The organism is Cupriavidus sp. 207A1 (assembly GCF_057798955.1).
The window spans coordinates 53988-67949 of sequence record NZ_JBYOJO010000023.1 but is presented as its reverse complement, the minus strand read 5'-3'; the positions used below and the strand labels follow the sequence as shown (position 1 = coordinate 67949).

Sequence of the window (13962 nt, the reverse complement as noted above, 5' to 3'; positions counted from 1 at the left end):
AAAGCTCGGGAAAAATACACGTGATTCAGGGAAGCGCCCCGGCCCCGAAGGGCCAGGGGAACTCCATCAAGCCGCGATGGCAGCCGGGACGGCCTGGGCGAGTCGTGCCCGGGCGTAGGTCAGCGTGCCGTCCTTGGCGCGCAGCGGGCGCGACATGCCGCGTCGCGGATGGCAGATGCGATAGGCGCGCGCACGGCCGCGTGGCATGTCGATGATCTCCGAGAAGCCCTCGGCGATGCAAAAGTCGACGTACTCGCGTCCGTTCAACACCTTGCCGCTCTCAAGCCTCCAGCTGGAGGCCTCAGCGCGCTTGCGGGCGTCCTCAATCTCCCGCGTGGCAGCGCGGACAGCCTTCGCTGCGGCCGCTTCTCGCTCCCAGCGCTCCTGCTCTGCTGGAGAGAACCCGCACAACTCGAAGATCCGCCGGCGGCGCTGCGCTGCAGTGCACTGCAGCAGATCGACACCGGTCTCGTCACGCAAGGCGCGCTTGGTCTCGGTGTTCCAGTCCTTGGGGCTGTCGAAGGTCTCCAGGACCGCGGCAACGTCACGCTGCAGGACCGCCAGCGCGACCTTGTTGGCCCAGTCGTAGCCGGCGCAGGTGCGCTCGGCGACTGCGCGCCGCGCAAGATCATCGAAGTGCCGCTGGCTGATTTCCATGGCTTCGCGCTGGGCTTTGGCTCGCTCCATCGTGGCGTTGAAGCGCCGTTGGGTCGCGAGCGAGTGGATGCGCTGCGCCAGCGGGGACACAGGGGTAGCGGCAGGTCCTTGCGCAGCCTTGAGCACCGGCGCGGTCCGCGGCTGCAGGATGCCGGCTGCGAACAAGGCATCGTCGACCTCCACGTCTCGGCAATCCTCGGGCAGCCGTCGTACGATCGCGAGCAGCTTCCCTTCGTTGCCTGCCGTGATTGGCAGATGCTCGTGCCGCATGACCTGGCAGAGGCCCTGCAACTGCGCGGGCGATAGTGCGCCTCGCAGTGCGGGCACGTCTATCAGCGGCCGCAGCCACGGCAGGTCGTGCTTACCGATCTCCGGGTCGTCGCGGTAGGCGCTCAGTACGCATTCCCGGACTTTCTCGCCGCGCAACAGGGCATAGGCCACATGCAGTTCATGGCGCGAGTTTGGGCTCGCGCCAGGTGCATACGCCGGCCCCTGCCGACCGTAGCCGAAACGGCGACGGAATTCACCGTCGACGAAGGCTGCGATGTCGAACGGCCCTTGGGCTTCAAACAGATCCCGGGTATGCAGGAGCGGGCCTGCCTCGGCAGCGGCCATATCGATGGCTTCCTCGGGGAAGAAGGCGAGCCGGCCTGCCGCAACGACTGCGCCCCAGGAGGCGCGCGTCATCTCGTGCGGGCGCAGGACCTTGCCGTCCATCCGGACGAGGTACCGCTCAATCTCATCGAGGACCTGGGTCAGGATCGACCGGGCCGTGCCCCGCGGGCGCACGGCGAACCGGCCAGACTTCAGGTGATGCACGGCGATTTCACCGCGCTCGACGTGCCGTACGGTGACGTCGTCGGGTCGCGGTGCGGCCAGGCCGCGTCGGTCCTGGTTCAGGTATTCCAGCACGCCGGCGATCGTCGTGCGCATTTCGGATCTGGCCGATCCTATCGAAATAACGTACATATGTGCTCCGGAAACGGAACACGCCCCCTCGCGGCGTGCCCCGAGAGGGTTGGAAGATGCGCCGTGGTGCTACACCAGGGCGGCAATGCGACGCGCAGGCCTGCGGCGTGCGACGACCCGAGCTCCTGCGAACTGTGACAGCAGTTCGGGGCAATCGATGCGCCAGATCGCACCGCCTTCGGGAAGGCCCGTCGACAGGCGGCCGGTGTCCGCGAACTTGCCGGTGGCCAGCAGCGCCGCTTTGAGATCCGCCGGGAGGTTCCAGTCGGCAGCGACGCAGAATTCACTGTCGAGCAATGGCGTGCCCGGCAAGTTCACGCTGAGGGAGGCATACGGCATGCCATCGTCTGCGCAGATCAGCTGGATAGCCGGGCGCAGGGTCGAGTCGTAGAGCCCGACGCGCAGCTGCACGCCGGCGGGATAGCTGGCCATGCCAGCCCCAATTACGTTTGTGTCCATCGAGGGAGTCCTGAGATACGGAGCCGCCCCCGACGGGACGACGCCCGTGTAGGTGTGGAAGCGAAAAACGCACCTCAAGGGTGCGTTCACGCGGTGAGCCGACTGATCGGCTATAGGGATTGGGGATTGGAGTCTCTAAGCCACTACAGGCTGATCAACCTGGCGCTGGATCTCAGCAGCTTGATCAGATGGCGTAAAAAGCACTCAATCCTTGTGTACACGCCGGCCGTTGCGGTCGGCCCAGAGCAAAAACGCCGAGATGGCACCCCCGACGATTAATACAAACAGACCAAGAGTCATCACTCAGTCTCCTTTGGAAAGAACTGCACCTACGAGAAATAGTACAACACCGACGCCGATGAGGCTAACAACGTCCGTCACAGCGCCCAGGTTCCAAGCGCGGCTGGACCCGACGTATCCGCTCGCGCCAATGAGCGCAGCTGCGGATAGCGTATGAGCAAAGCGACCCGACTGCTGGCGCTGTTCCTTCGTGGGCGCCGTGACAGCTTTCCAAGCCTGTTCCAACAAGCCTTGGCGTTGTCGTCGAGAGCGGTCGAGCTGGTAGACACCGTTGTCAACCGGTTGCAATGGGTAACGGTATCCGTCTTCGTGCGCAACGATGGCGTGCCCGTCTCCCGACGCTTTGGCACGCTGTACGAAGTCAAGCATGCGCGATGGCAGAGTAACGATACCGGACGCCGGCTCATACAGCGCCTGGCCGTGAATTTCTTCGCCAGCCGTCGAAGTGAACGTGACCTTGATCAAGATCGTCATCGCCACTCCTTCAGCTGCGCCGCCCGGCCACCACGCGTAGCGTGGATACCAGTTCGGAATAGCCACCCTGGGTGGCCAGCGACTCCACGCTGACGGTATTGTCGCGGCCCCCTGCCATGTCGTTGCGGCCGCGGCACGTCCGGTAGGACATGCGAATTCCGGCGGCGCCGGGCGGATGCTGAATCTCGACCAGCAACGAGTCCGTCTGCAACGCAAACACGTTGACGTCGCGCCGGCGCTGGCGATGCTCGCGGATCGTGTAATCGCCCGGTCGCAATGCCATGTCACCAGCGAACCGGCGCAGCACGCGACAGGCGTCACGGCGCAGTTCCTGGCATGCGGCCGGGTTGTTCGGAAAGGGTGCGAAAAAGGACTTGGGAAGTTTCATGGATATCCTCTGGATGGGTGGGGACATCCCTTCCCTGCCGGGACGAGTGTCCCGCAAGGGTTGGTCCGGCGATGCCGTGCGATAGGTCGATGCGTCAATGACGCGGGTAAAAGCGGCTTGCCGAACCCCGAAGGGTTGGGCAAGCCCTCTCGGGCTTGCGAATGGGATGGCCTGAACTCAGGCGACATCGAACATCTTGCTGATCGCACGAACGCTGTCCCAAGCTTGACGCTCGGTCAACCACTTGCCGACCAACAACTTCTGCGCCGCGGTTGTCACGCCAGGCGCATCGCCGTCGTAGCCAATGCGATCGACGTGGATTGCCCAGCCTTCGGACCAGCCGCGATGCACCGAGACGGCGAGCCGTTCACGAGCACCGAACTGGGGCCACTGGCGTGACGACTTGGGGCCGTACAGCGCCTCGTTGTCGTCATCCATGAAGTTGCTCGCGTTGAGCCACTCCGGCTCGAGGCCGGCACTGCGCAACTGACGACGGATGTCGTCGGCGACTTCGAAAATGTACTTACCTTTCGTTTCGAGCGGGGTGATGGTGATAGGGGTTGCTTCTGCGACGTCGAACATGTGAACTGCTCCTGTTCGCGACAGAGCCCCCACGCGGGAGGCCCGCGCGGGGAAGATGTGAAGGGATGAGGCTCCGTCTGGAGCCAGGTCAGCGAGTGAGGCGAGAACCGCCGGCACTCGAGACGAGATACAGCCGCTCGCCAGTGACGAATTGCTGATCAGCGTCTTGCGTAACAACGATCTGGCGGCCACTGTCCGTACGGACAATGACCTCCACGCCGCTGCGACGGCTCAGGTGATTGGCGGCCGTCTGAGCGATCACCGCGGAAACGGTGCCCGACAGCGCGCCGGCCAGGTAGCGGCCATTGCCGTTGCCAATGACACGTGCGCCAAGCACTGCGCCCACAACGGCACCGAGAACGCCCGGCACGCCGGTGTTCGCAGACATCATGCCGTCGGTGTCAGCAATCGTGACAGGACGGATCCGGACGACTGTGACAGCTTCAGCAGTACCAGGGCGCAGCGCTTCGGAACCCCGGTAGGTGTTCGGCGAAGTCGGCTGGGCGGCGCAGCCAGCGAAGACGGCGCAGCAAAGCAAAAGCAGGAGAAAACGCTTGAACATATTGGCCTCGATGAAAAGCGGGCCAACATACCCACGGGCATGAGGCCCGTAGGGGGAGAAGGAAATGTCCGGCTATACAACCGGAAGGGTCGATGCGTCTGGGACGCGGTAGGTGCAGCAATGTTAGCAGGGTCAGCCGCAATTGTGGAGAGGGCTGGTTTGGTAGCTATCTGCTACCACGTCTCGATAATCCGACGCGTCGGCGAGTTGCCAACACCAGCTTTCGCCGAGCGAATACAGGTGCAGCTCCTCGCCATCCACGACTTGAGGTGCTGCGTGGAACCATTCTGCCTCGCCGTTCTCGTCGAACAGGAAGGCTTGGCGGGCCTCGACGTACATGAGGTTCGGCATCACTGCACAGAGACTGATGGCGTCCTGGTGCGTGAACAACGGGACCGCAAAGCCGTTCCACATGGTGCCCTTCCAATGTGCCCACACGACAGCATTGTCTGGCAGCCAGCTGCCCGTCACGCGAACGCGACGCCAAGCATGGTTCGTACCGCTTTGATCAGGGGAATCGTTCAAAGTGTGCTCCGAAGAAAGGTTGGAGCACACCGCCAGGGCAGCTGCCCCAACGGGTTGGAAAAAACTGATGGCGCGCGGCCACTGAATCGATGCGTCCGAGACGCGAGGTGTCGCTAGATGCTAGCAGCGTGGGGCTCTCCCTCGCAAGGTGGCTACCTCAAGAATCTCCTGGGCGGCTCTCGGACAAGTCCAAGAGCAAAACGTCCGAGACCGGCCATAATGCGCAATTGGTCCGAGCACTTCCACCATCGTTCAAATGTCGGCTATTACCATGCCAACGGGCGTTCGATGATCTGTGACGCAAGCCTCAATATCGTCCCAAAGCAACAACTCGGCGGAACGGGCAACAGTGATGGGTTTTTGGTAAATTGCATTGCACGAACCATGTTTCGTTGGCGCTCTCTCGCTGGCAGGGAGCCATTCCGCATGCTCCTTGTTTTTGCGGCGAATCATCCTTACGGTGGATTTCCGCCTCCGAGACGAGCCAACACAATGAAGCGCAGGTACAGAGGCTGCAGCTAGATCTCAACTACTTAGGATGCCATCGATTCAGCTTCTATTTCGACCTTTAATGAGACCATCTCCGGTGCGGCTAACAGATTAACTATCCATAGGCATTCAATCATGATCGACCACCCAGTCGCCAAGATGATTGTGCAGTTTCTATTTTTATGGCTGATGATTTCTGCGGCGCGTTATGGATACATAAAGCATCGTCTTAGCAAAATACAAAAACTTACTAATATAAGCCGTGCAGAGCTCCGGAAGCTGGTCAATTCGAACCCGGTGACCGGCGCCGACTTCTATTTCTGGGAGCGGTCTCTTTATATATCATGTTTCTTGGTGATACTTGGAACCATCGTCGTCAAAGGCAGATAGAACTGCAATCAGAATCACCCCGAAGCAGCTACGCATCGCTCCAACGCCGACGGCGGCTCCCGGCCAGTGTGGCCGTTTGGCATGGACAGGTTGGAATGGCTGCTCTGGGTCGGCAGCGGCCCTGTTACCACGCCCCTTGCACCTGACCCGCCCGATGGCTAAGTCCCGCCATTCTCGGCCGCCCAACCTTCTGGCGACCGACCGCTGAGTTGGCCCCTTGCAGACAGTCAGTCAAGGCGCAATCCATAGTTGAACTGCCTACGAACCGGCACAGACGACGGTTCAAATCCAGAGCAGTCACTTTGAATCTGGCTGCCCTTCACGCCAGACGAAGGTCGTCTGGCTAACGGCCGGCCCCAAGGATAAGTGGCCGCGATCATCGAACTTTCGTATCGGCTTGTACCTCAAGATCATCGGCTATTTGAAATCACACCACTCATGTATTTATTCAAATCTCGAAAATCTTTAACAGTCCAAGAGTGCGGCGCCAGTCTTACACCATTCTCTTGCAAAGTTCTTGGAATCAAGTCTCCATTTGGACGAAGTATCACCGATGAAACAATAACACCAGGATAATCATTGAGTCGTCTTTTGAAAGCGGCGGTTGTCAGATCAGGTGTGGGAGGAGTGCTTTTCTTGGCCAATGGCCCTGTGCCTTTGAGGTCTGCTCCATGGCACATGGCACATCTCTGCGTAAAGAGATTTTTCCCATTAAAAATTTGCGCCCAGGATAGTGATGTTTGAGTTAGCACTACAACTCCTAGCGAAGCGATACATAACTCTCTTACTTTCATTTAGCTTATTGTATAAATCAGATCATAATCGAGAGCAAATACCGGGGAGCACCACTGCAACACATGAGGGCCACGACACGCGACAGCTCGTCGGGCCGCCAAGCCGATTCCTGGGCAACCCGCCTCGCAGGCGGCGGCTCGGCGCACTCAGTCATGTTCCACCGAAAGTTAGGTGCGCTGTCCCACTATCTGGGCCCGGCCACTCAAGCTCCGCCCTCCCGGTTGCGGCGCACCGCTAGTTAGCCCATGTCTTCTACCGTGCCCGCCGCGACGGCACACGGCTCGCCATGACGGTGACTTCGACTAGCCATCCTGACGGCACCAGCCGCAAGACTTCGGCTCGCGTGCGCACCGGCACGTTGGGCTGCTTGTCTGTTCCGAAGTATTGCTTATAGGCGCTCGAGAAGCCGGTAAAGTCTGGCTTGCCCGTGGCCGGGTCTGCCACAATCAACGCCTGCATGGAGACGATGTCGCCCATGCGATAGCCGCGATCCTGGAGGATGCGCTCGATCTGGTCAAGCACGCTGCGAGTCTGGGTTGCGGTGTCGCCATAGGAGGCCGCGGTATCGGGCGGCGCCGAGGCATTCGCCACCGTGGGCCCCACGCCGCTGAGCACAAGCAGCTGCGCATTGGCGGGAATCTCGATCACCTCCGCGAACTCACGCGCCCACGGTTCGGTCATGTGCGCCGGGTTGCGATGCCTGACGATCTGCTCGGCGGCGTTGGCACTGGCGATGCAGAGCGCCGGCACAACGAGGGTGGCAAGGGCCGCGATCGAACTACATGATAGCAAGCGTGCTGTGCGCATGGGCAGGGCCTGGTAAGTAAAGGATGAAGGTCCGGACAACGCGGCGTTGCCTTGCCCAACCGTACAAAACGAAGAACGCATATGCGAAGAACGTACTCGCGTTCGTTTCAACTAAATCGAGTGGTCGCCCCTTGGGCGGACAAATGACTCCCGCTGCCTGTGTCCACGGAGGGAGTTCGGTGTGCATTTCATCTCGAACAGAAGGCGGCATTCGGCCCACTCACTCTTTAGATTACTCATAACTTCATCATCTCATCAGCCGCATTGAGAATCCGGTTGGAGGACTGCTGAGCACAGCGAACAATGCTGTCCACGTTGTAGGCTAGCAAGCGACCGCTTCTCTTTACTATTCGGCCATCGACTAACACCGTGTCGACGTTGCTGGCGCTGCCGCTCTGCACAATCGCCGTTTCGATATTGCCTATTGGCCAGATGTTCAGATCCTTGGCCCGCACCAGAATAATGTCTGCGCGCTTACCTTCTGTGATCGATCCAGTGATGTCGCCGATCCCCATCGCGATCGCTCCGTTGATCGTCGCCATCTCGATCACCTCTTGCACGCTGACCGCCCTTGCCCGCTCGCTCGGAGTGCCAATCCAGGGCACCCCGAGGTTCCAGGTGAAACGCATCATTTCGAACATGTCCGGTGGGGCAATGGACGTCGCGTCGCTTGATAATGAGATAGTCAGCCCCGCGGCACGCATCGCGAACAGCGCAGCCCGGGCATCGCCCGTGCTGCTGAGCCGGAGCTCGGAATGCGTCGCAAAGGAGAGCGGTGTCTTCGTGCGCGCCATCGCCATCAAGTCCTCGGTCGTCGCCGGGACGTAATGCGCGATCATGAAATCGGGGCCGAGGTAACCGCGCCTCTCGTAGTCGACAGCATCGACATTGTTGGGCGACTCCTGCGGCGCGTGGATCGCTACGGGAAGCCCACTCTTCTTGACGAATTTCATTTCCTCGTGAAAGACAGCATCGGTGCTCTGTTGCGGACCACGCAGATTCAGTCCCAGGTGCACCAAACCTTCGAATGGGGAGTTTGCACCGAACCATTTGTGCTGGACGTGCGCAAGGTCGCCGAACCTGTTCACCTCGTCTACCGGGAGCTTGTCAATGTGGCCGTACGAGTAACGGGCCCTCAGCAAAGCGTGCTGGTGCGCGCGAAGTTCGGCATCCGCATGGGCCGCGGAGCGGGTGTTATGCGACCAGTTGTGCACGGTAGTGGTCCCGCCGTTCGCTAGTTCGGCGCACGCAAGCATCACGCTGTTGTAGAAGTCCTCCGGCGTGTACAAGGCGGATGTGGCGCTCTTGGCCGGGTAGTAGGAAAAACCCCCATTCCGCGCAGTGAAGCTGCGTCCGATCGCGCTCCACATATGGTAGTGAGAGTTGACGAAGCCGGGCATGACGATCATGTCAGTGGCATCGATCGTCTGCGCGCCGGACGCGCTCAGACCCCGACCGATCTTCTCGATCACGCCGTTTCGAACCAATATGTCGGCGCGCGGCAAAACACCATGCGTCCGGTCGACCGTGATGACCATGCCATTTTTGATTAGGTAGGTGCCTCGACGGACTCGGGTCGCTGCGAATGGCGTGCCGCCCCGCGCCGAAGCCGATGCCGATGCCGATGCCGGAGCGACAAGCGATGGGATCCCGGTTGCCGCGACCATCAATGCGCCGGCGGCCTTGGTGAATTCTCTTCTGGTTGTTCTCATGTCTCTTTCCGATGCAAATTGTTTTGCGAGAGGTGCGGTCAGTTCGTCTTGAGAAAGAATGCTGTCGTCATTGCCAGCCCTGTCATGACGACGAAGCCGCGCACAAGTGCCGGCTTCAGTCGCCGAGCGAGGACGCCGCCGAAGTATCCGCCGGCCGTTGCGCCTATCGCCATCCATAGTGCATGCGTCCAATCGATGGCACCGCTGGCCCCATAGATAACGACTGCCATCAGCGTCAGGATCACGGAGACGAAGTTCTTGATGCCGTTCATCCGGCTCATGTCGGTGTGCCCAAGCGCCCCGAGAACCGCCAGCAGCAAGATGCCGAGACCGCCGTTGAAATAGCCACCGTAGATCGCGACCGCAGCGATGCTGATGTCCGTGATCCATTCACTGGGGGACTGCGATGCGACGGCTCCTTTGCGCAGAAGCCTTGGCCCACAGGCAAAGAGAAGGGTCGCGGCTAACAGCAACCATGGCACAATGCGCCCGAAGTCGGTGTTCGAGGTCGACAGCAGCAACGTAGCGCCTGCCGCACCGCCCAGCACCGACAGTACGCTTAGCCGAAGAAGCGAGGGTGCCATCGGCGCCGACAGATCCTTGCGCTGTGCCCAGGCACCCGCCATATAGCCAGGCAGGAGCGCGGCGGTCCCTGTGGCGTTGGCAGATACCAGCGGCACGCCCACCATCGCCAAGGCCGGCAGTGTCAGGAAACTACCGCCGCCTGCCACCGCATTCAGCGTGCCGGCGAAAGTCGCAGCGCCACCGAGCAGCACCCATTCGGCCGGCGTCATGGCTTACGCACAGGCAAGGACATCCGGTCGGTCCGCAGTAGCACGGTGAGTACTATTCCGAAGACCGATAGCAAGGTGATCTGCGCAAAGCCGGCGGTGCTCCAGCCAAAGCGTGCCGCGATGCCGCCGATGATGTAGCCCGCGAAAGCGCCCGCGCCGTAGAGCGTCGTGACAAAGACACCGGTGGCCCGATTCGTGAGCGAAGAGCGCACGGACTTGATGTGGTAGCCGGCCAGGTTCACGTACAGCACGCCACTCACCACCAGCCCCCACACGAATGACAGCACCGATTGGACCAACATGCCCGTCGGCCCCGAGAACAGAAGGTAGCCGAGCAGCCCGGTCCCCGCAAAGCTCAGCGACAACACAAGCTTGGGGTGGAAGCGGTCGCCAAGCCAGCCGCCAAAGATGGAGGCGAACACGCCGCACCCGAAGATACTCATGACGCGACCAGTGTCCGCCGGCGTGTAGTGCAGATGCTCGCGCAGGAACGTGGGGTACATGCCGAGGTAGCCATAGATGCACAACCCGCCAATGATGCTCATCACAGTCAAGAGAGCCGTGTTGCGGTTCCACATCGTGGTTGCACCGCGCGTGTCGATGTGCGTGGCGATCGCGCTGGCCTTCTCGGTCATGCGCTTGCTCACGGTAGCCGCGATCAGCGCCATGGCGACAAATCCGGTCAGGCCGAACACCACCAGCGGCAAGCGCCAGTTTCGCTCAATGCCGATCAGGTACCCACCGAGCAGCGGTCCCACGATGGCGCCGACACCGAAGGAGAAGTTGATGGCCCCAACGGCCGTCGCGCGGAAGCGAGCGAAATAGCTCGCCGCGATGGCGATCACCACAGTCAGCTGCATCGCTTCGCCGATGCCAGTTGCGGCGCGGTAGAGGATCATGTCGGCGAAGCCGCTCGAGTAGGCAGTCAACAGCGTGCCAAGCGAGAAGATCGCGATGCCAATCTGGAGCACGGCCTTGCGCGACCACCGCGCCAGCAGGTAGCCTGTCGGTACCCCGGCTAGTGCCATGCCGAGCGTAAAGATGGTCGAAAGCAGGCCGGTGTCGGCGAGGCCGAACCCAAACTCCCTTCGCACATCTGCGGCGATCAGCGGAAAGATCTGCCGGTCCATCGCGTTGAGCGCATAGGAGGCAAGCAGCACAAGAAACATGCCGATCTCCAATGCCGTGACGGGCGCATCGCTGCGCACGTCTCCGGTCAGCGAGCCGGCCGAAGTCGAGGAATTCACGTGTTGTCCCCTTCTCGTCAAGCGAGAGATTTGTTCGAGTTCCTGGCGATGCACGGATCCGGCTATGAGGCCGCGCGCGCTGCCTTATACCAATCGAGGATCTGCTCTCCCGTCAGGAAGGCAACGTCGTCGTGTGCCCGAATGTGCGCCAGCGCCTCCCGGAAATAGCGCAGGCGGTGTGGCGCGCCCATGATGTACGGATGCACGACCAGCGCCATCACGCGGGCTGAGCCCTTCGCATCGGCGTAAAGCTGCTCGAACTGGTCGATAGCGCGGTCGCGATACTCGCTGGCCTTGTGATGCTGGATCAGCATCATCGCTACATCGTTGCACTCCTGTGTGTAGGGCACGTTCACGATACGGCCGCCATCTCGCGTCATCAGTTCCACGGGCTGATCGTCGAGCACCCAGTCGCACACGTACTCGTAGCCTTGCTCCGCGAGGATGTCAGGCGTGTTCCAGGTCTCGGTGAGCCCCGGTCCGAGCCAGCCGCGGGGGCGCTTCCCGGTGTAGGCGCGAATGGCCTCGGTGGTCTTTGCGATGTCGACCGCTTCGTCGGGCACCTTCTGCATGTTGCGCTGCCCAAAGCCATGGCCGATGAACTCCCAGTTACGCGCCATCGCCGCCTTGGCGATAGGCTCGTAGGCATCGATGGCCGAGCCGTTGATGGCGAGCGTTGCATTGATCCCAAGCTCGTCAATGACGTCCAGCATGCGCCAAAAGCCGACGCGGTTGCCGTACTCGTGCCAGGCCCAGTTCGGGATGTCTGGCATCGGCGAACCGCCCGCCGGAGGCGTGAGAACCGTGCGCGGCATGGTCTCGTTGATATCCCATTCCTCAACGTTGACGATGACCCAAACGGCCAGGCGCTTGCCAGCCGGCAGCGTCAGGGCGGGGCGCTCGGAAATGGCCGAAAATGAGATGCGTTCGAGTGGTTTCATGGCGTGTTTCCTTTGACCCCGGACTCAGACGATCTCGACCTGCAAGGGGTCGAGTCCTTCAATACGGCCGATCAACGTGTCACCGCGCTGCACCGGACCAACGCCTTCTGGCGTGCCGGTAAAGATCAGGTCCCCAGGAAGCAGGCGGTACTGCCTGGACAGCTCGCTGACGATTTCATGGACGTTCCAGATCATCTTCTCCAGGACCGAGTGCTGTCGTACGTCCCCGTTTACCGCCAGGCTCAGTGCGCCCGAACGGAGATGGCCCACCTTCGCCACGGGATGGATGGGACCGCATGGCGCCGAATGGTCGAATGACTTGCCCAGCTCCCACGGCAGGCCACGCTTGTTGCATTCGCGTTGGCGGTCACGCCGCGTCATGTCAAGCCCTGCGGCGTAGCCGAAGACATGATCCAGTGCAGTGTCCGGCGGCACGTCCGCCGCTTCACTGCCGATGGCAACGACGAGTTCAAATTCGAACTGAAAGTCGTCTGTCAACGTCGGATACGGGACGCGCCCATCAGTCACAATGGCATCGGCCGGCTTCTGGAAGAAGAATGGCGGGTCGCGTTCGTCACCCTCCCCCATTTCCCGGATATGGGCAAGATAGTTGCGCCCCACGCAATAGACGCGCCGTACCGGGAAGTGCTGATCGCTGCCGACGATACCAATAATGGCGGGGGTAACGCTCGGGACCTTCGTCGATTGCACGACGACGCTGTCCGCACTGGCTCTAGGCATAAGGATTGTCTCTGTGTAAGATTATTGAACGGAGTGGCTAGAGTTTAGAGACGCGGTCGTTCGGCCTCAACGCACAGGCTTGCGAAAAGATGCGCAATCCTTACGATCCTTTGCCCCCACGTTTCCATGCACCGAGCGAATCCCTCGAACGCCCCGCTGCCGCCCCTCGACCACGAGGGCAAAACGGGCGCTGTCATCCGGAACTACACCATGGCGGCCCGGGCGCAGAGCGCCTACTTTGGCATCCACGATCAGAGCAACTGTCTGCCCAACCCGGTGCCGCACCGTCACGAGTACTTCCAGATTTACGTCAACACGCTAGGCGAGACCACTCATTACATTGGGGGCCAGCAGCGGCCCATTCGCTCCGGCACCGTAAGCTTCGTCCTGCCGTTTCTGGTTCACTACATTCCGAACGTAGCGGACGGCAAGTTCCACGTAATCAACATCAGCAAAGAGTATTTGCTGCCGTCGCTTAACCTTGATGTCTTCGAGTTGTCGGAAGTGCCGCTCGCGCGCGCGCCAGAGCTTGGTCCCTTCCGCTTTCAGCATTGTCTGGATTTTCAGTTCGATGAACTGGACACCGAGTACCTTCAGGAGCTATGCGAGCGCATGGCGCAAGAATCCCAGCAATCGCCCAGTGACGATACGGCCAGCAACTTGCTGATCCGCAGCCACTTGCTAAACCTGATTGGCATGGTGTGGCGACGCCACGGTGACAAGATTCGTCTTTGCGAGAGCAACGGGATGTTGCTGCAGTCGTACAAGCAGTCCGTGCTGCGCTGCATTCGGTATATCACCCAAAACCTTTCGCGGGAATTGACCTTGGGCGACGCTGCGCAGGCCAGTCATGTGTCAGCAACACACCTGGCCCACCTGCTGAAGAGTGAAACCGGAAAGACCTTTCTGGAGATCGTGACCGAAAGGCGGATCGAGCGGGCAAAGACTTTGCTGGCTTTCACATCCGCCTCGGCCGCAGAAATCGGGCAAAGCACGGGATTCGGCGAACCAAATAACTTTGCTAGGCGGTTTCGGCAGATCGTGGGTTCGACACCTTTGGCATATCGACGCCAATTCCAGGACGTGGGCGCGCGAACTTGGGTCGAGTAAGGCCACCTGTCAAAAGACAT

The 13962-nt window shown here is 60.9% G+C and carries 16 protein-coding genes; 2 read left to right on the top strand and 14 right to left on the bottom strand.

Annotation, left to right across the window (positions count from 1 at the left end):
- Positions 1–66: 66 nt before the first annotated feature.
- The 7 genes from AC3FMM_RS29785 to AC3FMM_RS29755 all read right to left on the bottom strand — a co-directional run bounded on the left by AC3FMM_RS29785 (position 67) and on the right by AC3FMM_RS29755 (position 4916).
- Complete coding sequence (locus tag AC3FMM_RS29785) at positions 67–1590, bottom strand: hypothetical protein (RefSeq protein WP_488688015.1); 1524 nt, start codon at positions 1588–1590, stop codon at positions 67–69.
- A gap of 105 nt (positions 1591–1695) precedes the next feature.
- Positions 1696–2058 carry a hypothetical protein gene (locus tag AC3FMM_RS29780; protein WP_488688013.1) on the bottom strand — a complete coding sequence of 121 codons (363 nt, stop codon included), beginning with the start codon at positions 2056–2058 and terminating at the stop codon, positions 1696–1698.
- Between the two features lie 330 nt (positions 2059–2388).
- Positions 2389–2859: a hypothetical protein gene (locus AC3FMM_RS29775; RefSeq protein WP_488688011.1), complete on the bottom strand. Its 471-nt coding sequence runs from the start codon at positions 2857–2859 to the stop codon at positions 2389–2391.
- 10 nt (positions 2860–2869) lie between these two features.
- A complete protein-coding gene (locus AC3FMM_RS29770; RefSeq protein ID WP_414249570.1) occupies positions 2870–3247 on the bottom strand; it encodes a hypothetical protein in 378 nt (125 codons plus the stop codon).
- A gap of 177 nt (positions 3248–3424) precedes the next feature.
- Positions 3425–3829, bottom strand: a complete 405-nt coding sequence (locus tag AC3FMM_RS29765; RefSeq protein ID WP_414249571.1) for a hypothetical protein — start codon at positions 3827–3829, stop codon at positions 3425–3427.
- A gap of 88 nt (positions 3830–3917) precedes the next feature.
- On the bottom strand, positions 3918–4391 hold the full coding sequence (locus tag AC3FMM_RS29760; protein WP_488688009.1) for an outer membrane lipoprotein: 474 nt from the start codon (positions 4389–4391) through the stop codon (positions 3918–3920).
- Between the two features lie 132 nt (positions 4392–4523).
- The gene (locus tag AC3FMM_RS29755; RefSeq protein ID WP_488688007.1) at positions 4524–4916 is read right to left on the bottom strand and encodes a hypothetical protein; all 393 of its coding nucleotides are present in this window, start codon (positions 4914–4916) and stop codon (positions 4524–4526) included.
- A gap of 624 nt (positions 4917–5540) precedes the next feature.
- On the opposite strand from AC3FMM_RS29755, the gene AC3FMM_RS29750 reads away from it, so the two are divergent.
- Complete coding sequence (locus AC3FMM_RS29750) at positions 5541–5795, top strand: hypothetical protein (protein WP_488688005.1); 255 nt, start codon at positions 5541–5543, stop codon at positions 5793–5795.
- 410 nt (positions 5796–6205) lie between these two features.
- Here AC3FMM_RS29750 and AC3FMM_RS29745 read toward each other — a convergent pair whose 3' ends face one another.
- The 7 genes from AC3FMM_RS29745 to AC3FMM_RS29715 form a co-directional block, all read right to left on the bottom strand.
- Positions 6206–6589, bottom strand: a complete 384-nt coding sequence (locus tag AC3FMM_RS29745) for a c-type cytochrome (RefSeq protein ID WP_488688003.1) — start codon at positions 6587–6589, stop codon at positions 6206–6208.
- Positions 6590–6842: 253 nt separating this feature from the next.
- Positions 6843–7397 (bottom strand): RidA family protein, encoded by a 555-nt coding sequence (locus AC3FMM_RS29740; protein WP_488688001.1) that lies wholly within the window; start codon positions 7395–7397, stop codon positions 6843–6845.
- Positions 7398–7633: 236 nt separating this feature from the next.
- Complete coding sequence (locus AC3FMM_RS29735; protein WP_488687999.1) at positions 7634–9109, bottom strand: amidohydrolase family protein; 1476 nt, start codon at positions 9107–9109, stop codon at positions 7634–7636.
- 38 nt (positions 9110–9147) lie between these two features.
- Positions 9148–9903, bottom strand: coding sequence for a sulfite exporter TauE/SafE family protein (locus AC3FMM_RS29730; protein ID WP_488687997.1), 756 nt, complete (start codon positions 9901–9903; stop codon positions 9148–9150).
- Positions 9900–11150 (bottom strand): MFS transporter, encoded by a 1251-nt coding sequence (locus tag AC3FMM_RS29725; RefSeq protein WP_488687995.1) that lies wholly within the window; start codon positions 11148–11150, stop codon positions 9900–9902. The genes AC3FMM_RS29730 and AC3FMM_RS29725 overlap by 4 nt, the downstream gene beginning before the upstream one ends.
- A gap of 62 nt (positions 11151–11212) precedes the next feature.
- The gene (locus AC3FMM_RS29720) at positions 11213–12091 is read right to left on the bottom strand and encodes a polysaccharide deacetylase family protein (RefSeq protein WP_488687993.1); all 879 of its coding nucleotides are present in this window, start codon (positions 12089–12091) and stop codon (positions 11213–11215) included.
- A gap of 24 nt (positions 12092–12115) precedes the next feature.
- Entirely contained in the window at positions 12116–12802 is a 687-nt protein-coding gene (locus tag AC3FMM_RS29715) for a fumarylacetoacetate hydrolase family protein (RefSeq protein WP_488687991.1), read from the bottom strand.
- Between the two features lie 240 nt (positions 12803–13042).
- Here AC3FMM_RS29715 and AC3FMM_RS29710 point away from each other — a divergent pair, with 240 nt between their 5' ends.
- Positions 13043–13942: an AraC family transcriptional regulator gene (locus AC3FMM_RS29710; protein WP_488687989.1), complete on the top strand. Its 900-nt coding sequence runs from the start codon at positions 13043–13045 to the stop codon at positions 13940–13942.
- The last annotated feature ends 20 nt before the right edge of the window (positions 13943–13962 follow it).